The organism is Pseudomonas sp. LBUM1640 (genome assembly GCF_059716225.1).
In genome coordinates this window covers 41,497-61,964 of record NZ_CP166816.1, presented here as the reverse complement: position 1 = coordinate 61,964, position 20,468 = coordinate 41,497, and the positions used below count along the sequence as shown (strand labels likewise).

Sequence of the window (20,468 nt, the reverse complement as noted above, 5' to 3'; positions counted from 1 at the left end):
GTCATTTGCTTTCCGCCTGCTTGATGGCCAGTACGTCTTTAGGCGTAACCATGTCGCCTTTGTTATTGCCCCAGGCGTTGCGTTCGTAAGTCACTACGGCGGCGATATCCACTTCCGACAGCTGCTTGCCGAACGCAGCCATGGCGGTGCCGGGCTTGCCGAAGTACACGCGGTGCAAGTGATCCTCTTTAGGCCCGATGGCAATCGGCGAGCCCTTGAGTGCCGGGAACATCGGCGGCAGGCCCTGGCCCTCGGCCTGGTGACAGGCCACGCAGGCGGTGTGGTAAACCTTGTCGCCACGCGCCACCAGCTCTTCGAGCGTCCACTCTTTGGAGGTCAGCTCCTTGAGCTTGGCGGCTTCTGCCTTGCGCTCGCCGAGCCAGGTGTCGTAGTCGGCCTTGGATTTGACCTCGACCACAATCGGCATGAAGCCATGGTCTTTGCCGCACAACTCGGCGCACTGGCCACGGTAGATGCCGGGCTTCTCGACACGGGTCCACGCCTCGTTGACGAAGCCGGGGATGGCGTCGCGCTTGACCGCAAAGGCCGGCACCCACCAGGAGTGGATCACGTCGGCGGCGGTCACCAGGAAACGCACCTTGGCGCCCACCGGCAGCACCAGCGGCTGGTCGACTTCGAGCAAATAGTGCTCGCCCTTGGTGGCCTGGTTATGGATCTGCTCGGCAGGTGTGGCCAGGTTGCTGAAGAACTCCACGTCCTGGCCCAGGTATTTGTAGTGCCACTTCCACTGGTAGCCAGTGACCTGAATGTCGATATCCGACTCGGTACTGTCGTAGATGTTGATCAGGGTCTTGGTCGCCGGAATGGCCATCGCCACCAGGATCAGCAAGGGCACCACGGTCCAGAGGATCTCCACGGTCGTGCTCTCGTGAAACTTGGCCGCCACTTGGCCCGTGGACCGGCGGTGCAGGATCATCGACCAGAACATCGCGCCAAACACGACAATGCCGATCACCACACAAATCCAGAAAATGGTCATGTGCAGGTCAAACACGGCGTGACTGACTTCAGTAGCCCCTGGCGCCATATTCGTTGTCCAAGCGGCGTGCGCCTGGCCGAATACTGACCACAACAGTAGGCCCATCCAAACGTGTGGATGTCGCGTCATTGCGGGTTCCCCTTTATGTTTCTTGTTATCCCGCCGGTTTGCACCTGCGGCGAAGGGAGCGGCTTCCATACTGCTTACAACCGCCAAGCCTTGCCTGCGTCATGCAGTTGGGCGTCATCAGCTAATTGCGTACAAAACCGAGTATAGACAGCTGCACCAACCCCGCAATGTGTAGGGGCAAATGAGCAAAAACAGACGGGCGGGCCCAATAAATACGGGGCCGCAAACGTTTATCCGACGAACGATGGCAATTCGATATAACGCATGCGCATAACCATGAAATAATTATGACAAACGCGTCTTAGGCTCTCGTATAAACGAGCTACCTTGTCCTTTCCCTTTTCCTACGCCTGTTTCACTGGAGCCTTCATGAACACCGCCGCATTGCGCGAGCAGATTTCCCGTGCCCATCAACACGAAGCCAGCACTGGCCAGCTTGCCCAGCAACTGGAAAAACAATTGCCGCACCTGCATTCGGCCATTTCCCTGGCTGACGGTGATCGCAACATTGTCATGACCCGCTTTGTAACCGCCTACATCGAGCTCGTCCCGGACTTGCTGGAAGCGGCCAATGACGTGGCCCGCGAAGCCGGCATCGAAAGCCAGATCAAGCCGGTGCTGAAAATCGCCGAGCATTTCTTCCTGCAGCCACCCGCGATCCTGGCTGGCCACGAAGGCCTCGACGGCCTGCTGGACGAGGCTTACCTGGCTCACCGCCTGGTGGAGGAGGTCAACGATCTGTACATCAAGCATTTCGGCCAGCCGCTGATTCCGGCGGACACCACCGTGGCCAACCTGATCGCTCATCAATTGATCGGCGAGCAGTTTGCCAATCAGCTGGATGAAGCCGTGCATTTGGCGGTGGATGAAATGCTCAACGAAGACAGCTTTGCGCTGGAGTCGGTGGAGGCGTATCGCGAGACGCTCAAGAGCCCGAACACGGAAGCTGCTTGGAAGCGCTGGCCGTGCCTGTCGCGGCAGCTGGGGGTTGAGTTGGCGTTGGATCAGCCGGCTTAACGCTCCAAATGATGCAAAACCCATGGGGGAGCGGGCTTGCCCGCGAAGGCGGAGTGTCAGCCACCGAAAATGTTGACTGAACCAGCGCTTTCGCGAGCAAGCCCGCTCCCACATTTTTGATTGAGTTTCGTCAGTTGGTAGACGGCGCCGAACCTATCCCCACCGTCTTGCGCACCCGGCCTTCCAGCCGGCGCTTCAACCCGCGCGCCTCGATCACCAGCTTCGAGCCTTTGGCCGCATTGGCCCGGCCCCATTCTTCCAACAACTCCAGGCAGGAGTGGTCGATGTAACTCAGGTTGCTCAGCGGCACATGCAGCGTGGTCCCCGCAGGCACCGTCGACAGCACTTGGGTCAGCGCCGGCACCTTCAGGAAGGTCGCCGCACCGGTCAGGCGCAACTCCATCTCACCGTCCTGGGGCAGGTCGATCAGGCTGACTTTCAGTCGCGAAGCCTTGAAGGCCAGCTTCACCAGCGTCAACCCGAAACCGACCAGTACGCCGGTCAGCAAGTCGGTAAAGATGATCGCCAACGCCGTCGCCGCATAGGTAAACATCGGCATCCGCCCATAGCGGCCCAGTGCTCGGAACGCTTTGACATCCACCAGCTTGATCCCGGTGTACACCAGCACGCCTGCCAGGCTCGCTACCGGAATGCTTTGCAGCACGCTCGACAGCAACAACACGAACCCCAGCAGCCAAACACCGTGAAACATCGCCGACAAGCGCGTGGTGGCGCCAGCCTGCACGTTGGCCGAGCTGCGTACGATCACGCCGGTCATCGGCAGGGCGCCGACCAAACCGCAGAGCATGTTGCCCACGCCTTGAGCAGACAATTCCTTATCGAAATCGGAACGCTGGCCGCTGTGCATGCGGTCAACCGCTGCAGCAGACAGCAGGGTCTCGGCGCTGGCGATAAACGCCACGGCGAACGCGGCGATCAACAGCTGCGGATCCGCCAGGTTCAGCAGGTCGCTGGGGCGCAGCCAGTCGATGGCGTCGGCCAGGTTTTCCGGGACTTCCACACGCTTGACCTGTAACGCCAGCACCAGGCTGGTGACGGTTGCCAGGCCCACACCCAACAGGGCACCGGGCACGAAACGCAGTTTTTGCGGGCGGAACTTATCCCACAGGTACATCACCAGCATCGTCGACAGGCCGAGCAAACCCGCCTGCCAACCCAAGCCGCCACCGAGGGTCGGAATCGCTTCGATCACCGCCGCCGGGAAGCCCGCCAGGTTATCCAGCCCCGAAGGCTTGGGTGCGCCGTCAAGCATCACATGCACCTGGGACAGCACAATCAACACGCCGATCCCCGCCAGCATGCCGTACACCACCGCCGGCGCCGTGACACGGAACCAGCAGCCCAGGCGCAAGCGCCCGGCCACCAGTTGCAGGAACCCCGCCAGCAACAGGATCGGCCCCAGCATCATCATGCCGTGCTGGCGGACCAGCTCGAACACCAACACCGCCAAACCAGCAGCGGGCCCGCTGACTTGCAGCGGCGATCCCGCCAGCCAACCCACCACCAGGCCACCGATAATCCCGGTGAGCAACCCTTTGGCCGGCGGCATGCCGGAAGCAATCGCGATGCCCATACACAAGGGCAGGGCGACCAGAAACACAACCACGGACGCGAGCAGCTCCCGTGGCAACACAGCTTTCAATTGAGCAGCACGCATGATGACTCTCCCGAGGCATTCGCCGGGCGCGGCAATGCCTGGCTGCATCCATGGCAGCCACCGCATTACCCGGCAGGGAAGTGTTTTAGAAGCGCGCTTTAGGCGTCGCGCAAGGGATTGGCCCGTCGCCGCTCAGCGGTCGGAACGCTGCCTGATCCGCATCGTATGCGCGGATTTCGCTGGTCTCGATGTTGTAGATCCAGCCATGGATAAACAACTGACCATTGGCCATGCGCGAGGCCACGGAAGGGTGGGTACGCAAATGCTGCAACTGGGCGATGACGTTTTCTTCGGTCAGCACCTTCATGCTTTCGCCTTCATTGGCGCAGTCGCAGTTGTCCTCAACCATGGACTTGGCGACTTCGGCATGCCGCAGCCAGGCCCGCACTGTCGGCATCTTTTCCAGGCTCTGAGGGTTTAGCACCGCGCGCATGGCGCCGCAATCGGAATGCCCGCAGACGATGATGTGCTGCACGCCCAGGGCAAGTACCGCGTACTCGATGGCTGTGGAAACGCCGCCGTTCATCTGGCCGTAGGGTGGCACCACGTTGCCGACGTTACGGGTAACGAACAGATCGCCGGGGGAGCTTTGGGTGATCAGTTCCGGCACGATGCGCGAATCGGCGCAGGTAATGAACATCGCCCGTGGGCTCTGGGCCGTGGCGAGCTTTTTGAAGAGCTCTTCCTGCTGCGGGAAGACGTCGTGATGGAAATGCAAAAAGCCGTCAACGATGTGCTTTAGCGCTGCATCGGCAGACTCCGCCGCGTGAGGGGCTGAAGCCGACGCAGCCAACGGCTGTTTATCCTTGTCACTCATGATTCATCCTCTTGATTAATGCAGGGGAGTGGTTCAGCTCAGTTCTGACGCCCGGCCTGTGGAATAGTTGTAAACACCACCTACCTAACGCGTCGAATCATCAGTCACTCGCTGAACAAGGTAACCGCCGAAACTTAACTCAAACTGAATGAAACGCTCTAGCTCGCGGGTTTCAGTGATGTCAAAAGGCGACTATTCCTACGCAAGCGTAGGCTTTGTCCCCTTCAGTTTACAACAAAGCCATCTGCCTGCCCGGTGGGCAAAACGCGGTGCAATCCAGATTAAACCCTTCGCGACGATTGAGCCCCAAGCGCTTGATCGCCTTGCTGAAGCGCTGTGCCAACAGATCGGCAAACGGCCCCTCGCCACGCATGCGCACACCGAAACGGCTGTCGTACACCTCACCGCCGCGTACCTGGCGCACCAGGCTCATTACATGGGCCGCGCGCTGCGGGTAATGCGCCGCCAGCCACTCCTCGAACAACGGCGCCACCTCCAACGGCAGGCGCAACATCATGTAGGCCGCACTTTGCGCGCCGGCGGCGTGGGCTTCGGTCAGCAGGCTTTCGAGTTCACTGTCGTTGATCATCGGAATCATCGGCGAGCACAGCACGCCCACCGGAATGCCGGCCTCACGCATCACCCGGATCGCCCGCAAACGCGCCTTGGGCGCCGCCGTACGCGGTTCCAGGATGCGCTTGAGCTCGTCGTCCAGGCTGGTGAGGCTGATCATCACCGCCACCAGCCGCTGCCGGGCCAGCTCGGTCAGCAGGTCGAGGTCGCGCAAAATCAGCGAGCCCTTGGTGATGATGGTCACCGGGTGGCGGTAGCGCAGCAACACTTCGAGGGTTTGCCGGGTGATCCTGTATTCGCGCTCGATGGGCTGGTACGGGTCGGTATTGGAGCCCAGGTTGATCGGCGCACACATATAACCCGGCTTCGACAGCTGTTGTTCCAGCACATCGGCAGCATTGGTCTTGGCGATCAGCTTGGTTTCGAAATCCAGCCCCGGCGACATATCCCAATAGGCATGGCTGGGCCGCGCATAGCAGTAGATGCACCCGTGCTCGCAGCCGCGATAGGGGTTGATCGAGCGATCAAACGGTAGGTCCGGCGAGTTATTGCGAGTGATGATGCTCTTGGCTGTTTCGATACGCACTTCGGTGTTCTGGGTCGGCGGCACTTCCTGAAACCAGCCGTCGTCCTCGGCCACGCTGACAGTCGGCGCAAAACGGTTATGCAGATTGGTGGCCGTGCCCCGGCCACGGGGCGGCAGAGGTGTAGACATGAAAAACGCCCCTATACTGTTTTTATATACAGTATAGGGGCGCCATCCTTATGACCAGTGCCGTTTGGCGGCCAGGACGGGATTAGTGCTTTTGCGTCACTTGGCCCAGGTCATCGCCCGAGGTGGTGCGCATATCACTCTTGCGCATACCCGCCACGTCGCTGGCTTTTACCGGCGCACCTTTATTGCCCCAGCTGCCACGCACAAAACTGACGACATCCGCCACTTCCTGGTCCGACAACCGCCAAGCAAACGCCGGCATGGTAAAGGTCGACGGCGCCGTGTGGGTGGCCGGCAAGGTGCCGCCGTTCAACACAATGTTGATCAGCGAGGTAGCATCTGCCGTCTGCAACACCGGGTTACCCGCCAGCGCCGGGAACACCCGCGTGTAGCCATGGCCATCGGTACGGTGGCATGCCGCGCAGTTGTCGATATACACCGACGCGCCCGGCTTGCTGTCATCACCCTTCCACAGCGCCTCGGCCACCTGTTTGTCGTACTGGTGCGGCTGATCCTTGGGATCCACCGCCGGCAGGCTCTTGAGGTAGCGGGCGATAGCGGTCAAGTCGTCTTGCGACATGTACTGCATGCTGTGCACCACCACATCGCTCATGCCGCCAAACACCGCGCTGCGATCACTGCGGCCGGTCTTGAGGAATTGCACCAGTTGCTCCTCGCTCCAGCTACCGAGGCCGTCCTTATGGTCGCCCCGCAGGCTTTTCGCGATCCAGCCTTCCAACGGCGCGCTGCCGGACAGGAAGGCGTTGCCGTCGGTGGCACTCAGGGCTTTTTCCTGCATGGTCAGCGCGCGCGGTGTGTGGCACGCGCCACAGTGGCCGAGGCCTTCAACCAGATAGGCGCCCCGGCTGATCACCGGGTCGGCAGCCGCTTGTGCCGGATGCTCCTCGACCGTCGGCGCAAACATCCAACGCCATGCTGCCAACGGCCAGCGCATGCTCAGGGGCCAAGGAATGTCGCTGTCCTTGTTCGCTTGCGCGACCGGCTCTACACCCTTCATGAAGTAGGCGTACAACGCCTGCATGTCGCTGTCGCTGACACGCGCGTAAGACGGGTAGGGCATCGCCGGGTAAAGCGTACTACCGTTCTTGGCGACGCCATGGCGCACGGCCTTGTCGAAGTCTTCGAAGCTGTAGTCGCCCAGGCCAGTCTTGTCCGGGGTGATGTTGGTGGAGTAAATCACGCCGATCGGCGTTTCCATCGGCAAGCCGCCAGCAAAGGGTTTGCCACCCTTGGCGGTGTGGCAGGCCACGCAGTCACCGCCGCGAGCCAGGTATTCGCCTTGCTTGATCAGGTCGGTTTCAGCGGCGCTCACCGAGCAGTTGCTGAAGAGCGCCAAGGAGGCGATAACGAGTGCTTTCATGGTCATCGCTCCTTATGCCTGAACCAGTGGGCCGGGGTTTTTCAGGTACTGCTCGCGGATCGCCCGCGCCGACCAATAGGTCAACGCCGCCACCAGCCCGGTAGGGTTGTAGCCCAAGCCTTGTGGGAAAGCCGATGCGCCCGGGACAAACACGTTGTGTACATCCCAGGATTGCAGGTAACGGTTCAACGCACTGGTTTTCGGGTCAGTGCCCATGATCGCGCCACCGTTGAGGTGGGTGGTCTGGTAGGCCGCTGTGTTGAAGTGCTCACCGACCTTTTTGCCCAACACAGCAATGGCCTTGGGGTTCATCGCTTCGGCGACCTTGCCCATCTTCTCCATCATGAAGCGGTTCATCTTGATGTCGTTTTCCTGCCAGTCAAACGTCATCCGCAGCAATGGCAGGCCGTAGGCATCGCGGTACACAGGGTCCAGGTCCAGGTAGTTGGCCCGGTAGGATTGATGCGCACCGTGAGAGTCCATCGACACCTGGTGGGTGTAGTAATCGGCGGTGGCGCGTTTCCAGGCACTGCCCCAGGCCGGGGTGCCCGGCGGGTTGGACGTACCGGCAATCGGCCGGCTGCCGGCCTGGTTAACCCACATCGGTGAACCCCCCACGAAGCCGTGCGGCCCGTGGTCGAAGTTGTCCGCGTTGAAGTCGTCGATGGCCACGCCATTGCCGCCCGCACCGATGAAGTTGTTGGTGTGGGTCTCCTTGTCGAAGAAGGCTTTGATGGTGCCCATGTTCTGGTAAGCGAAGTTCCTGCCCACCACGCCCTCGTTGGTAATCGGGTCGTAGGGCTTGCCAATGCCCGACAGCAGCATCAAACGCACATTGTTGAACTGGAAGGAGCCGATGATCACCAGGTCTGCCGGCTGTTCGCATTCGCGACCCTGGCCGTCGATATAGGTCACGCCGGTGGCTTTGCTCTTGGTGCTGTCGAGGTTGACCTTGAGTACGTGGGAATTGGCCCGCAACTCAAAGTTCGGCACCTGGCGCAACGCCGGCAGGATGTTCACGTTCGGCGAGGCCTTGGAGTACATGTAGCACACGTAGCCGCTGCAGAAACCGCAGAAGTTGCACGGGCCCATCTGCGCGCCGTACGGGTTGGTGTACGGCCCCGAGGTATTGGCCGACGGCAGGTTGTAGGGTTTGTAACCAACCTCGGCAGCCGCTTTCTGAAACAGCTGTGCGGAGACGGTGTTTTTCTGCGATTCCAACGGGAACGGGTTGGAGCGATCCGGCGCATACGGGTTGCCGCCACGGCCTTCGCCCACCAACTGACCTTTTACGGTCCAGGCTTGGCCGGAGGTGCCGAAGACTTTTTCCGCATAGTCGAAAAACGGCTCCAGCTCTTCGTAGCTCACACCGAAGTCCTGGATGGTCATGTCCTTGGGGATGAAGTTCTTGCCGTAGCGCTCTTCGTAATGGCTGCGCATGCGCAGCTCGATTGGGTCGACACGAAAGTGCACGCCCGACCAGTGCAGGCCCGCACCACCCACGCCATTGCCCGGTAGAAACGCACCCAGCTGGCGGTTGGGCAGGGCGACGTCATTCACGCTATGGCGAATGGTCACGGTCTCTTTGGAGATGTCCTGAAAGAGTTTTTTACGCACGCTGTAGGTCAGTTCGTCGATGACCTGGGGATAGTTGCCGTCCGGATAAGTGTCCTGCATCGGGCCGCGCTCCAGCGCTACCACGTTGAGGCCAGCTTCCGTCAGCTCCTTGGCCATGATCGCGCCGGTCCAACCGAAACCGACGATCACCGCATCCACTTTCTTCATGATGGTCGCCACGTTTATGCCCTCTCGCCGCGAATGGAAACAGCCGGGAAGGGGTATTGCTCGTTGCGTTCCACCCAATCCATAAAGTCGGCGCGGGCGCCGGGGAAGCCGATCATGGTCCAGCCGACCATGCCTTTGTTGCCACCGTGGATCGGGTCGCAGAAGAAGCCTTCCTTGGTGTTTTGCAGCAACAGGTTGAAAAACATCTTCGCCGGCACCGCCTCGAAATGCGCAGTCATTTCGCTGCCGCCAGCCTCCATGCGCCGCAACATATCCTCCTGGGTAGCGCTGTCTTGCGCGGCAAAAGCTTTGCCATTGAACGCCTTCGACCAAGCATCCGTGGCGGCAATGCCCAGGCGATAAATGTCCTTGGGCACCAGTTTGCTCTGCCAGCCCATCTCTGATGGCGCATCGGCGTTGAACGGGCCTTGCATGAACCACAGTGCGCCGGCGGCATACGGCGTGTTCATCTGGCGGTCGATGTATTCCGGCGCGCCGGCTTCCAGGGCGCCAGGGCCTTGGGCGTCAGCGGGAATCAAGCGTGCGACGGCGGCGTTGATGAACGCCCACTCTTCGGCGCTGAAGTAGCTCGGCTCGTAGGCCTTGTCGCTGACGGACGGCTTAGCCTCGGCGGCCTGGGCCGGTTCCGGCGTGGCCATCAGCATCGAGCCACCAAAGCCGGTGCTGGCAACCGTGACCACCGGGATCAAGGTCAAGGATTTGCGCAAAAAGTCACGCCGCGGGTTGTCTTGATCTTGATCAGACATGGGTGCACCTCATCATGTGGTCACGGGTTTATCAGCCGCTTCTGGGAGCAGCGTGAAGGCTTGCCGAAGAAATTGGATCCAAAGGAATAGAACACCCTGGCAAACAATAGTTACAAATGATAGCAGGCTAAGAATTGAGAAGAACCGATTCAGCGATAAAAACACCGGATCAGCCAGGTATTCACGATCCTTTGACGAGCACCTCACGCGGCGTTGACTCCCGGCGGGCGAATCTTTGACCCATCAGCCAACTCCCTATTCGGTCACCAACGCATGTTCGAGATTCGATTGCTGCCTGCCCTCGGCATGGCGTTCCTGGCCCTGTTCACCACCGCTCACGCGCAAGCCGAAGGCGCCTCATCGTTGCGCTCGCCGGAATGGGCCCAGCCTGTAGGCGACCAATTCAACCTGCACCAGATGACGCCCACGCTGTATCGCAGCGCACTGCCCGACAGCAGTGCGGTGCCTGTGTTGGAAAATCTCAAGATCGGTACGGTGATCAACTTCCTGCCGGAATCTGATGCGGCGTGGTTGAAGACATCTGATATCAAACAGGTACAGCTGACTTATCGCACCAACCACGTCGACGATTCCGACGTGCTGGCAGCACTAAGAGCGATTCAGGAAGCGGAGGCGAACGGTCCGGTGTTGATGCACTGCAAACACGGCTCCGACCGCACCGGCCTGATGGCAGCGATGTACCGCGTGGTGATCCAGGGGTGGAGCAAGGAGGACGCGCTGAACGAGATGACCTTGGGCGGTTTCGGCACCAGTAACGGCTTCAGGGACGGCGTTCGCTACATGATGAGGGCCGATGTCGACAAATTGCGTAAAGCGTTGGCGAATGGCGATTGCAGCACCAGCGCGTTTGCGCTGTGTTCGATGCAGGATTGGATCACGACAACGGGTAAAGACCCGAAGCCACGGTAGCGCGCCCTCCTGTGGGAGCCCGGCTTGCCCGCGATGCAGGCACCGCGGTGTATCAGTTGCACCGCGTTGATGCTATCGCAGGCAAGCCAGCTCCCACAGAATGCGCGCCCCCACAGAACTGGGGTGTGGGCCTCAGTCTTTTTTCAGCTTGGGATTGGGGAAAAACTGCACCGCCTGCACTTTCGGGTCCGCCGGCGCTTTCAGCGCCGAGGTATTGACCCGCGTGCCCAATTCCTTGGGCACCGACAGACCTTGGTCATTCAACGTGTCGGTATAACCGCAGGCTACACATTCGCGGTGCGGCACGCTGTCTTCGGTCCACATCTTCAACTTGTCCGGCTCGCTGCACGCCGGGCAAACCGCCCCGGCGATAAATTGCTTTTTGGTGATCACAGGCCCTTCGCTCATGCTGCCGCGTCCTCACTCAGGCCGCTGTGGCGCAAGAGTGCGTCAATCGACGGCGCACGTCCGCGGAAGTCGACGAACAGCACCATCGGTTCCTGGGAACCGCCACGAGCCAGGATGGCTTCGCGGAATGCGCGGCCGGTCTCGGCATTAAGCACGCCGTCTTCTTCGAACTTGGAGAAGGCATCCGCCGACAACACTTCCGCCCATTTGTAGCTGTAGTAACCCGCCGCGTAGCCGCCGGCAAAGATGTGCGCAAAGCTGTTAGGGAAGCGGTTGTACGCCGGTGGGCGCATCACCGAGACTTCATCGCGCACGCCTTCCAGCACTTGCGCCACGCTGCGGCCATCGCCGTGGGTGGCGTGCAGCTCGAAGTCGAACAGCGAGAATTCCAGCTGGCGCACCATCATCAGGCCGGACTGGAAGTTTTTCGCCGCGAGCATTTTCTCAAGCAGGTCCTGGGGCAGCGACTCGCCGGTTTCATAGTGGCCGGAGATCAGCGCCAGGCCTTCCGGCTCCCAGCACCAGTTCTCCATGAACTGGCTCGGCAGTTCCACCGCATCCCAGGCCACGCCGTTGATGCCGGAAACGCCAGCATGCTCAACGCGGGTCAGCAGGTGATGCAGGCCGTGGCCGAATTCGTGGAACAGGGTAGTCACTTCATCGTGGGTCAGCAGGGCAGGCTTGCCGCTGTCGGCCGGGGCGAAGTTGCATACCAGGTTGGCCACCGGGCTTTGCAGCACGCCGTCGACCGTGCGACGACGGTCGCGCGCGCCGTCCATCCAGGCACCGCCACGCTTGTTGGCGCGGGCGTACAAGTCGAAGAAGAAGCGGCCGACATGCTGGCCGTTTTCCTTGATTTCAAACAGGCGAACATCCGGGTGCCAGGTGTCAAAGCCTTTTTGCTCGGCGATCTCAATGCCGTACAGGCGTTGCACAATGGCAAACAGGCCGCCCAGCACTTTGTCGATTGGAAAGTAGGCGCGCAGGGCTTCCTGAGACACGCTGTAACGTTGCTCACGGAGTTTTTCGCCGTAGAAACCGCTGTCCCAGCTCTGCAGGTCGGCGCAGCCTTGTTCGGCAGCGTAAGCCTTGAGCTGTTGCAGGTCCTGGGCGGCAAACGGTTTGCTGCGCTTGGCCAGGTCGCGCAGGAAGCTCAGCACCTGGTCGCTGGACTCGGCCATCTTGGTGGCCAGGCTCAGTTCGGAGAACGAGGCGTAGCCCAACAGTTTGGCCAGCTCCTGACGCAGGTCGAGGATCTGTTCCATCACCGGGCCGTTATCATTCTTACCGGTATTCGGGCCTTGGTCCGATGCGCGGGTGCAGTAGGCCGCGTAGACCTCTTCACGCAGGGCGCGGTCGTGGGCGTAGGTCATCACCGCGTAGTAGCTGGGGAATTCCAGGGTGATCAGCCAGCCGTCGAGGCCTTTGGCCTGCGCGGCGGCGGCCATTTGCGCCTTGGCCGAGTCGGTCAGGCCAGCGAGGGTGGCCTCATCGGTGACATGTTTGGTCCAGGCTTGGGTGGCGTCCAACAGTTGATTGGAAAATTTGCTGCCCAGCTCGGAGAGCTTGCTCTGCACTTCGGCGTAGCGCTTTTGCTGCTCAGGCGGCAAATCGATACCCGACAGGCGGAAGTCACGCAGGGAGTGCTCGAGGATAGTTTTTTGCGCCACGTCGAAATCGGCCGCTTGCGGGCTGTTGGCCAGGGCTTCAAAGGCCTGGAACAGCGCGCGGTTCTGGCCCATCTCAGTGGAGTAGGCGCTCAATGCCGGCAAGCAGGCCTCATAGGCTTCGCGCAGTTCGGCGCTGTTGCACACGGCATTCAAGTGGCTGACCGGGCTCCAGGCGGCGCCCAGGCGGTCATTCAGTTCGTCCATGGCCAGCACCATGCCGGCCCATGTCGGGTTTTTGCCCTGGCTTTGCAGGATGCCTTCGATGGCAACACGGTTGTCGGCGAGGATCTGTTCAATGGCCGGCTGCACGTGCTCGGCACGGATCGCCGAGAACGGCGGCAGGTCGTAGGACTGCAGAAGAGGGTTGTTCGCGCTCACGGTTGGCACCTTGGCTGAAGAAACATGTAAGAACAAAGATGGGGCCATCTTAATTACAATCAACGCCCACCGCAGCTATCAGCAGAAGAGAGAGAGGCTATCGTGACCCTTCGCACCTATCAGAACCACACGCCAACCCTGGGCAACGGGGCGTTTGTCGACATTTCGGCGGTGGTGATCGGCGATGTCGAAATCGGCGCCGACAGCTCGGTTTGGCCGCTGACGGTGATTCGCGGCGACATGCACCGCATCCGCATCGGGGCGCGCACCAGCGTGCAGGACGGCTGCGTGCTGCACATTACCCACGCAGGCCCCTTCAATCCTGATGGTTTTGCGCTGCTGATCGGCGACGACGTGACCATCGCCCACAAAGTCATGCTGCACGGCTGCAGCGTCGGCAACCGCATCCTGATCGGCATGGGCAGCATCGTGATGGACGGCGCTGTGGTGGAAGACGACGTGATCATCGGCGCCGGCAGCCTGGTGCCACCGGGCAAGAAGCTTGAAAGTGGCTTTTTGTACGTGGGCAGCCCGGTTAAACAAATCCGCGCGCTGACTGACAAAGAGCGTGCCTTTTTCACCTACAGCGCGGCGAACTACGTGAAGCTCAAAGACCTGCACCTGGCTGAAGGATTCGACCAATGACCCAGCGTTATCAAACCGTCCTGTTCGACCTGGATGGCACCCTGACCGACCCGCGTGAGGGCATCACCCGCTCGATCCAGTACGCCCTCGGCAAGCTGGGCATCGATGAGCCGGACCTGACCAAGCTGGAACACTTCATCGGCCCGCCGTTGCTGCAAGCCTTCATGCAGTTCTACCGCTTCGACGAGGCCAAGGCGTGGGAAGCAGTGAATTTCTACCGCGAGCGCTTCAAGGTCACCGGGCTGTACGAAAACCGCGTGTTTGAGGGCGTGATGCCGCTGCTCGAAGCGCTGAACGGCCAGGGCCGCCAGCTGTATGTGGCCACCTCCAAGCCATGGGTGTTTGCCCAAGAGATTGCCCGGCATTTCGATTTTGCCAAGCACTTCAAGGTGATCTATGGCAGCGAGCTGGATGGCACGCGCACCAACAAGGTTGAGTTGATTGCGCACTTGATGAGCGAAGAGGGCCTGGACCCGGCGACCACCTTGATGATCGGCGATCGCAAGCATGACCTGATCGGCGCCCGCAGCAATGGGCTGGACTCGGCGGCGGTGGGGTATGGGTTTGGCAGTTTTGAAGAGTTGAGTGCAGAGGCGCCGACTTGGCATTTTGAGACGTTGGATGAGATGCATCAGGCGTTTTCGCAGCGCGCTTGAGATCGCTATCGCAGCGATGCGGCGACCCGACGAGCCAGCTCCCACATTGGATCGGCGTACACCGATCAAAATGTGGGAGCTGGCTTGCCTGCGAAGAGGCCCTAACGGCCAACACCCTCCAACTGCCTCAACGCCGCCTTACGCTGCGCCACCGGCAACCCACCCAACCGCTCCACCGCCGCAAAGAACTTCACCCAATCCCCACCTTCCTGCGCAAACAACGCCGCAAACGCCGGCACCCATTGGTCATACAGCCCAAACGGCAACAAGCGCGCATTGTTCATCGGCTGGTTGATCCACACGTCGTAACGTTTATCCCCACCCCATTGGCTGTCGCGCATGTGCCGATACTCGCTACGCAAACGCTCAAATTCCGCCGCCTTGGCCCGCCGCAGCACATCAACCGCCAACGGCTGCGCGTAAAGCACTTCCAGGCGTTTGCGGGTATCCAAGACCAGCCGGATAAACTGATCACGTTGCTGCAACGCCGCATTACTGACCGGCGCCAAGCCACGCGCCGCACGCCATTGGCGAGTGCCTTCCTGCTCGACGAAGTTGGCATACGACTCGTTGAACTCGGTGTCGTCCTTCACATAAAAACGCTGGTGTGCCAACTCATGAAAGATCAGCGTGGCCAGGCGCTCGTCGCCCCAACTCATCATCGAACTCATGATCGGGTCGTTGAACCAGCCCAGGGTGGAGTAAGCCTCGACGCCGCCAATCGACACGTCCATGCCTTTTTGCTGCAACAACGCCGCCTCGCCGCGCGCTGCGCCTTGGTTGTAGTAACCGCGATAAGCGACGCATCCGGCAATCGGGAAGCAATGGGTTTGGGGTGAGAGGGAAAACTCCGTCGTAGCGAAGACGTTCCAAACGACGTAGGGCCGGCCAATGTCCGCATACAAGCGGTAACTCTGGTTGTCGGGCAAGTGCAGGTGCTCACTGGCAAAGGCGCGCGCCTTCTGCGCTTGCACCAAGTGATCGCGCAACACCTGTGGGCGGGAAGGGTCGGCGATAACCTCAGAAACCGGCTCGCGCGCCCGCAACAATTGCCACTGGCCGCTGGCCAACTGGCTGTAATAACTGACACTGGAACAGCCGCTGAGCAGCACAACCATTAACCCTGGAAGAAAACGCCTCAACATGCTCCGACTGCTCCTGGGTGATTGGCTCGCCAGACTATCCTGCCTGCGCGGAATTTTTCCATGCCCAGCATGTTTATACTCATGGCGAGTCTGCTGCCATCGGCGCCAGGCTCAACTTCTTCTTACCGTTGAGTGCCCGCCATGCGTCAGCTCTTGCTACCCGTCACCGCCCTGTTTCTCAGCGCCTGTACTACGACGCCGATACCGCCGGCCGACCCGCATCAGGCCTGGGTCGATTTCACCACCCCCACACCGGGGGCCAAACTGGTGATGGCGCAACGTCTGGATGGTAAAAACCTCAACGACGGACGCTACTTCCAGGTCCCGCCGGGCAGTCACGAACTGATGGTGCGCTTTGATTTCGAAGTGCCGACCGGCGGCGGTTTGGGCGGGTTGTCGCAGACCCAGGACCGGACCTGCTTCATGACCTTGCAGTACGACAACTTCCAGGCGGGCCAACGCTATGTACTGGAAGGCCGCTCGCTGGCCTTCACGCCCAACATCCGGCTCTACAACGCCGCGCGGCAATTGTTGGCGGAGGAACGCAGCGTGAACTGCATCTGATCAGTCGTTGTTCTTCTGATAGATGATTGTTTTGGTCCCGTTATCGCAAGTACCTACACGCATGGCCTCGTCGTGCTTGTCGCCTTCTTCCTTACTGACGACTTCAAGGGTGTAGGACGGAACGGCGTTAGCCTGGATCTTGACCTCGATCTCTTTCCTGAGCTCTTCACAATCTTTTGGCGCGGCCACGGCCGAAGTGGCCAAAACACCGCAGATGATCGCCAAGGCAAAACGTTTCATGTGTGTAGCTCCCTGAATGCACTGCGCACGGGTGTGCGCCTAGGCTGCATAGGCTATTCGACCACAGTTTGGAAACGCGAGTTCTGATTTAACGCAGAACTAAATGTGGGAGCGGGCTTGTGTGGGAGCTGGCTTGCCTGCGATGGCAGCGCCTCGGTGCAACTGAAAAACCGAGGTGTACCTATCGCGGGCAAGCCCAGCTCCCACACAAGCCCGCTCCCACATTGGAAGGTGCTGTATCAGTTAACCAGCGTGGCATCCAAGCTGATTTTCGCGTTCAGTACCTTGGAGACCGGGCAGCCTTCCTTGGCCTTTTTGCTCAGTTCGTCGAACTGTGCCTGGCTCGCGCCTGGAATCTTGGCTTTCAGAACCAGATGCACGGCGGTAATCGCGAAGCCGCCTTCAACCTGGTCCAGCGTCACTTCAGCCTGGGTGTCGATGCTGTCAGCCTTGAGGCCCGCGTCGCCCAGAATCATGGAAAACGCCATCGAGAAACAGCCGGCGTGGGCCGCACCAATCAATTCCTCAGGGTTTGTGCCCTTGCCGCCCTCGAAACGGGCCTTGAAGCCGTAGGGCGCTTCGCGCAGCACGCCGGTTTCCGTGGAAATGGAACCCAGGCCTGTTTTCAGATCACCTTCCCAATGCGCGGATGCTTTTTTAACGATACTCATAGCGGTCTCCTCGAACGGTGGTTTTGCTTCAGTAAGGGTTCTGAGGATAGAAGCTCTGGCAAAGTTCATCTTGTCGGAGAAACCTAGCGATCTAGTAGGAAATTTCATTAGCCGCTATTGAATCTCGGGTATATGCCCTCATTGCATAGAACATGCACATGAAGCGGCAGGTTTTGGTTCGACTATGAGCCTGCGCACCTATTGGAGAAGCAGGCTTATGAAATCGCTGACCGACGTGAAGTTCTCGACCCTGGACCTGGTGCCCGTGCGCGCCAATGGCAGCCCGGCGCAGTCGCTGCGCAATTCGCTGGACCTGGCCCAGCACGTGGAAAAGTTTGGCTACAACCGTTTCTGGGTGGCCGAACACCACAACATGGACGGTATCGCCAGTTCGGCCACTTCGGTGTTGCTGGGCTATCTGGCGGGCGGCACCTCGACCATTCGCGTCGGCTCCGGCGGCGTCATGTTGCCCAACCACGCGCCCTTGGTGATCGCCGAACAGTTCGGCACCCTGGAAAGCCTGTACCCCGGCCGTATCGACCTGGGCCTGGGCCGCGCGCCTGGTTCCGACCAGATGACCGCCCGCGCCCTGCGTCGTGAACGCTCGGGCAGTGCCGATGACTTCCCCGAAGACGTGGCCGAACTGATCGCCTACCTCGGCCCACGCACACCCGACCAGCGGGTGATCGCTGTGCCAGGCACCGGCACCAACGTGCCGGTGTGGCTGCTGGGTTCCAGCCTTTTCAGCGCGCAGCTTGCGGGAGAGAGGGGTTTGCCCTACGCCTTTGCCTCACATTTCGCACCGCGCCTGATGCATGAAGCGATTCGCGTGTACCGCAACCACTTCAAGCCTTCAGCCGTATTGGACAAACCCTACGTGATGCTCGGCATTCCGCTGGTGGCTGCCGATACCGACGAGCAGGCCGATTACCTGGCAACTTCCGTATACCAACGCATCCTGGCACTGATGCGCGGGCAAAGCCTGGTGCAGCGCCCGCCGGTCAAGACCATGGACGGCCTATGGCTGCCCCATGAGAAAGACGCGGTCGGTAGCTTCCTCGGCTTGGCGATGGTTGGCAGCCCGGCGAAGATCCGCGCTAAATTGGAGGTGCTGATCGAGCAGACCGGCGCCGATGAGCTGATCTTTACCTGCGACCTTTACGAGCATGCTGACCGGATACATTCCTACGAGCTGCTGGCGCAGTTGATGAAGGGCTAATACCCCACAGGACCCACAGGCGAAAAAAAACCGACGCACTCGCGTCGGTTTTTTATGTCTGGAACACGGGGTTAACCGCGCTTGTAGACAATTTCCTTGGTGCCGCCTTCGCAGCTGCCGACCACTTTAGCGTCGGTAGAGGCGCCTTTATCCACTACTTCCAGTGAATAACCCGAGGCCCCTTTGGCGTCGATTTTTGCCGCGATTTCGCTTTTCAGCTCATCACAAGGTTTGCCCGCCGCCATTGCCGTCCCCGCAATGCTCAACAAACCTACCGCTAACAGAAGCTTCTTCATCCGATACTTTCCTTGCGCTGATCAAAAAGAGCGTGCCGACGCATCGCGTCGGCACCCCAAGGTTGTAGCGCAGGTTATGGCAATCGGCCAGTCAGCAAGTTCAACCAGCGTGATCAACTACTGGCAATTCGGAATCCCACCTTCAGCGTGACCTGGAAGTGCGCGGCCTTGCCGTCCTTGATATGACCACGGGTTTCAGTCACCTCGAACCACTCCAAGTGCTTGATGCTCTTGTTTGCTTCAGCGATTGCGTTGTTGATGGCATCTTCGATGCTGGTGGTCGAAGAACCGACCAGTTCGACTTTCTTGTACGTGTGATGATCAGACATAGCGTTTTCTCCTGAGGTCTCTAGTCAGCGTAGCAGTCAATGTTCGTACTGCTTCTGGCGACCATTCCTACCCGAAAGTTCAGATTTACTGCACTTTCTGAAAACGCTGGAGTCGGTATCTACACATGCCACTCAATCACTTCAGGAGATGTCCACATGGCCAACACTTCTTTACGCAAAGCGTCGCTGGAAAGCATGGAAGCCGAGATTTCGAGCCTGCTCAAGTCCCTTGAGAGCCTCAAGGACGATGCGTCCGACGAGTCGCGCAAAACGCTGAAGGCCCTGAAAAGCAATGCCGAGAATGCCCTCAAGCACTCCCGTCATCTGATCAGCGATGCCTACGAAGAAAGCAAAGTCAAAATCCGCGAAACCGGTGTTGCAACCCGGGACTACGCACAAGAGCACCCATGGACTACCGCCGGCGTCGCCGTTGGCGCGCTGGGCCTGCTGGCAGCCTACCTGCTGTGCAAACGCGGTGACTGATTGACCGGCTACACCGGCTGGCGCAACAGCTCTGCCTTGAGCCACTGCGCCAGCTGACCGGCACGCCCGTCTGCGGCGCGCTTGGGTAGCCACAACGCCAGGTGCGCCGGGGTTTCACTGAAACCCCACGGCGCCACCAGGCGACCCGCTCGCAGGTCCTCTGCCACCAGCGGTTCAGGCGCAATTGCCACTCCCAAACCGGCAACGGCCGCTTCCAGCAAATAATACAAATGCTCAAACCCTTGGCCGTGCTTCAACGCGCCCGGCGCGATGTCGTGTTGCTGTGCCCAACTGGGCCAGGCTTGCGGGCGCGAGGTGGTGTGCAACAGGGCTTCGCCACACAGGGCTTGCGGCGGGGCTTGGCGCAGACGCTCGTAACCGGCGAAGCGCGGGCTCATCACCGGGCCGATGCGTTCGCTGGCAAGCGTGTACACCTGCATGTCCGCGGGCCACGGCGGCTCGGCGAACACCAGCAGGGCATCGAGGCCGGGGCGCCGAGGGTCGAGGTCGCCGTCACCCGCCGACAGGTGCAGACGCAAGTCCGGCAGGTCGGCGTTCAGGCGACCCAGACGCGGGATCAACCAACGCGCCAGCAAACTGCCCGAGCAACCCAGCACAAAGGGCGCATCGGCGCTGGCCTGGGTCAGTTCAGCGCATACATCCCTTAAGCGTTCGAAGGCTTCAGCACTTGCATCGCGTAGGCGAATGCCCGCATCTGTGAGTTTAAGGCCGCGCCCATCCTTGGCGAACAGGCTGACACCTAAATGCTCTTCAAGCACCTTCAACTGGCGGCTGACGGCGCCGTGGGTTACATGGAGTTGCTCGGCAGCCTGGCTCACGCTGTTGAGCCGCGCGGTGGCTTCAAACGCGCGCAGGGCATTGAGGGGTGGAAGGTCTCGGCTCATCTGTGAGTTTTCCTGACAGGTTACAGCGATCTTATCGGTTTTCAGCGTAGCGTGTCAGGGGTAGAGT

The 20,468-nt window shown here is 60.3% G+C and carries 22 protein-coding genes; 7 read left to right on the top strand and 15 right to left on the bottom strand.

Going from position 1 to position 20,468, the window contains the following annotated elements; all coding sequences use genetic code 11:
• Position 1 precedes the first annotated feature (1 nt).
• A complete protein-coding gene (coxB, locus tag ACA065_RS00295) occupies positions 2–1,129 on the bottom strand; it encodes a cytochrome c oxidase subunit II (protein WP_497692836.1) in 1,128 nt (375 codons plus the stop codon).
• 369 nt (positions 1,130–1,498) lie between these two features.
• Here coxB and ACA065_RS00290 point away from each other — a divergent pair, with 369 nt between their 5' ends.
• A complete protein-coding gene (locus tag ACA065_RS00290; protein ID WP_448653542.1) occupies positions 1,499–2,146 on the top strand; it encodes a hypothetical protein in 648 nt (215 codons plus the stop codon).
• A gap of 130 nt (positions 2,147–2,276) precedes the next feature.
• Here ACA065_RS00290 and ACA065_RS00285 read toward each other — a convergent pair whose 3' ends face one another.
• The 6 genes from ACA065_RS00285 to ACA065_RS00260 form a co-directional block, all read right to left on the bottom strand.
• On the bottom strand, positions 2,277–3,824 hold the full coding sequence (locus ACA065_RS00285; RefSeq protein ID WP_497692835.1) for a SulP family inorganic anion transporter: 1,548 nt from the start codon (positions 3,822–3,824) through the stop codon (positions 2,277–2,279).
• A gap of 85 nt (positions 3,825–3,909) precedes the next feature.
• Positions 3,910–4,641 carry a carbonic anhydrase gene (locus tag ACA065_RS00280; protein WP_497692834.1) on the bottom strand — a complete coding sequence of 244 codons (732 nt, stop codon included), beginning with the start codon at positions 4,639–4,641 and terminating at the stop codon, positions 3,910–3,912.
• A gap of 229 nt (positions 4,642–4,870) precedes the next feature.
• Positions 4,871–5,929 carry a PA0069 family radical SAM protein gene (locus ACA065_RS00275; RefSeq protein WP_497692833.1) on the bottom strand — a complete coding sequence of 353 codons (1,059 nt, stop codon included), beginning with the start codon at positions 5,927–5,929 and terminating at the stop codon, positions 4,871–4,873.
• An 82-nt stretch (positions 5,930–6,011) separates the two neighbouring features.
• Positions 6,012–7,310 carry a c-type cytochrome gene (locus ACA065_RS00270; RefSeq protein ID WP_497692832.1) on the bottom strand — a complete coding sequence of 433 codons (1,299 nt, stop codon included), beginning with the start codon at positions 7,308–7,310 and terminating at the stop codon, positions 6,012–6,014.
• Positions 7,311–7,322: 12 nt separating this feature from the next.
• Positions 7,323–9,107, bottom strand: coding sequence for a GMC family oxidoreductase (locus tag ACA065_RS00265; RefSeq protein ID WP_497692831.1), 1,785 nt, complete (start codon positions 9,105–9,107; stop codon positions 7,323–7,325).
• A gap of 2 nt (positions 9,108–9,109) precedes the next feature.
• Entirely contained in the window at positions 9,110–9,862 is a 753-nt protein-coding gene (locus ACA065_RS00260) for a gluconate 2-dehydrogenase subunit 3 family protein (protein ID WP_497692830.1), read from the bottom strand.
• Positions 9,863–10,135: 273 nt separating this feature from the next.
• Here ACA065_RS00260 and ACA065_RS00255 point away from each other — a divergent pair, with 273 nt between their 5' ends.
• A complete protein-coding gene (locus ACA065_RS00255; RefSeq protein ID WP_497692829.1) occupies positions 10,136–10,792 on the top strand; it encodes a dual specificity protein phosphatase family protein in 657 nt (218 codons plus the stop codon).
• A 132-nt stretch (positions 10,793–10,924) separates the two neighbouring features.
• Here the strand turns inward: ACA065_RS00255 and ACA065_RS00250 are convergent, their stop codons facing one another.
• Together ACA065_RS00250 and prlC are read right to left on the bottom strand one after the other, a co-directional pair.
• A complete protein-coding gene (locus tag ACA065_RS00250; protein ID WP_017528719.1) occupies positions 10,925–11,200 on the bottom strand; it encodes a YheV family putative zinc ribbon protein in 276 nt (91 codons plus the stop codon).
• Entirely contained in the window at positions 11,197–13,296 is a 2,100-nt protein-coding gene (gene prlC, locus ACA065_RS00245) for an oligopeptidase A (RefSeq protein ID WP_497692828.1), read from the bottom strand. Before prlC ends, ACA065_RS00250 begins: the two co-directional genes overlap by 4 nt.
• 54 nt (positions 13,297–13,350) lie before the next feature.
• Between prlC and ACA065_RS00240 the strand changes: the two genes are divergently transcribed.
• Together ACA065_RS00240 and ACA065_RS00235 are read left to right on the top strand one after the other, a co-directional pair.
• Positions 13,351–13,893: a gamma carbonic anhydrase family protein gene (locus tag ACA065_RS00240; RefSeq protein WP_497692827.1), complete on the top strand. Its 543-nt coding sequence runs from the start codon at positions 13,351–13,353 to the stop codon at positions 13,891–13,893.
• Positions 13,890–14,549 carry an HAD family hydrolase gene (locus tag ACA065_RS00235; protein ID WP_497692826.1) on the top strand — a complete coding sequence of 220 codons (660 nt, stop codon included), beginning with the start codon at positions 13,890–13,892 and terminating at the stop codon, positions 14,547–14,549. The genes ACA065_RS00240 and ACA065_RS00235 overlap by 4 nt, the downstream gene beginning before the upstream one ends.
• A 101-nt stretch (positions 14,550–14,650) precedes the next feature.
• Here the strand turns inward: ACA065_RS00235 and ACA065_RS00230 are convergent, their stop codons facing one another.
• Positions 14,651–15,694, bottom strand: a complete 1,044-nt coding sequence (locus ACA065_RS00230) for an aminopeptidase (RefSeq protein ID WP_497692825.1) — start codon at positions 15,692–15,694, stop codon at positions 14,651–14,653.
• A 141-nt stretch (positions 15,695–15,835) separates the two neighbouring features.
• Between ACA065_RS00230 and ACA065_RS00225 the strand changes: the two genes are divergently transcribed.
• On the top strand, positions 15,836–16,258 hold the full coding sequence (locus tag ACA065_RS00225; RefSeq protein WP_497692824.1) for a PA0061/PA0062 family lipoprotein: 423 nt from the start codon (positions 15,836–15,838) through the stop codon (positions 16,256–16,258).
• Here the strand turns inward: ACA065_RS00225 and ACA065_RS00220 are convergent, their stop codons facing one another.
• The gene (locus ACA065_RS00220; protein WP_497692823.1) at positions 16,259–16,498 is read right to left on the bottom strand and encodes a DUF1161 domain-containing protein; all 240 of its coding nucleotides are present in this window, start codon (positions 16,496–16,498) and stop codon (positions 16,259–16,261) included.
• 239 nt (positions 16,499–16,737) lie between these two features.
• Positions 16,738–17,169 (bottom strand): OsmC family protein, encoded by a 432-nt coding sequence (locus ACA065_RS00215; protein WP_024072591.1) that lies wholly within the window; start codon positions 17,167–17,169, stop codon positions 16,738–16,740.
• A gap of 217 nt (positions 17,170–17,386) precedes the next feature.
• On the opposite strand from ACA065_RS00215, the gene ACA065_RS00210 reads away from it, so the two are divergent.
• Positions 17,387–18,388 (top strand): LLM class flavin-dependent oxidoreductase, encoded by a 1,002-nt coding sequence (locus ACA065_RS00210; RefSeq protein WP_497692822.1) that lies wholly within the window; start codon positions 17,387–17,389, stop codon positions 18,386–18,388.
• A 71-nt stretch (positions 18,389–18,459) separates the two neighbouring features.
• Here ACA065_RS00210 and ACA065_RS00205 read toward each other — a convergent pair whose 3' ends face one another.
• Positions 18,460–18,684, bottom strand: coding sequence for a DUF1161 domain-containing protein (locus ACA065_RS00205; protein ID WP_497692821.1), 225 nt, complete (start codon positions 18,682–18,684; stop codon positions 18,460–18,462).
• Positions 18,685–18,797: 113 nt separating this feature from the next.
• Entirely contained in the window at positions 18,798–19,013 is a 216-nt protein-coding gene (locus ACA065_RS00200; RefSeq protein ID WP_078739963.1) for a dodecin, read from the bottom strand.
• Positions 19,014–19,169: 156 nt separating this feature from the next.
• On the opposite strand from ACA065_RS00200, the gene ACA065_RS00195 reads away from it, so the two are divergent.
• A complete protein-coding gene (locus ACA065_RS00195; protein WP_003170746.1) occupies positions 19,170–19,496 on the top strand; it encodes an ElaB/YgaM/YqjD family protein in 327 nt (108 codons plus the stop codon).
• 8 nt (positions 19,497–19,504) lie between these two features.
• On the opposite strand, the gene ACA065_RS00190 is transcribed toward ACA065_RS00195, so the two are convergent.
• Positions 19,505–20,401 carry a LysR family transcriptional regulator gene (locus ACA065_RS00190; protein WP_497692820.1) on the bottom strand — a complete coding sequence of 299 codons (897 nt, stop codon included), beginning with the start codon at positions 20,399–20,401 and terminating at the stop codon, positions 19,505–19,507.
• Positions 20,402–20,468: the final 67 nt, after the last annotated feature.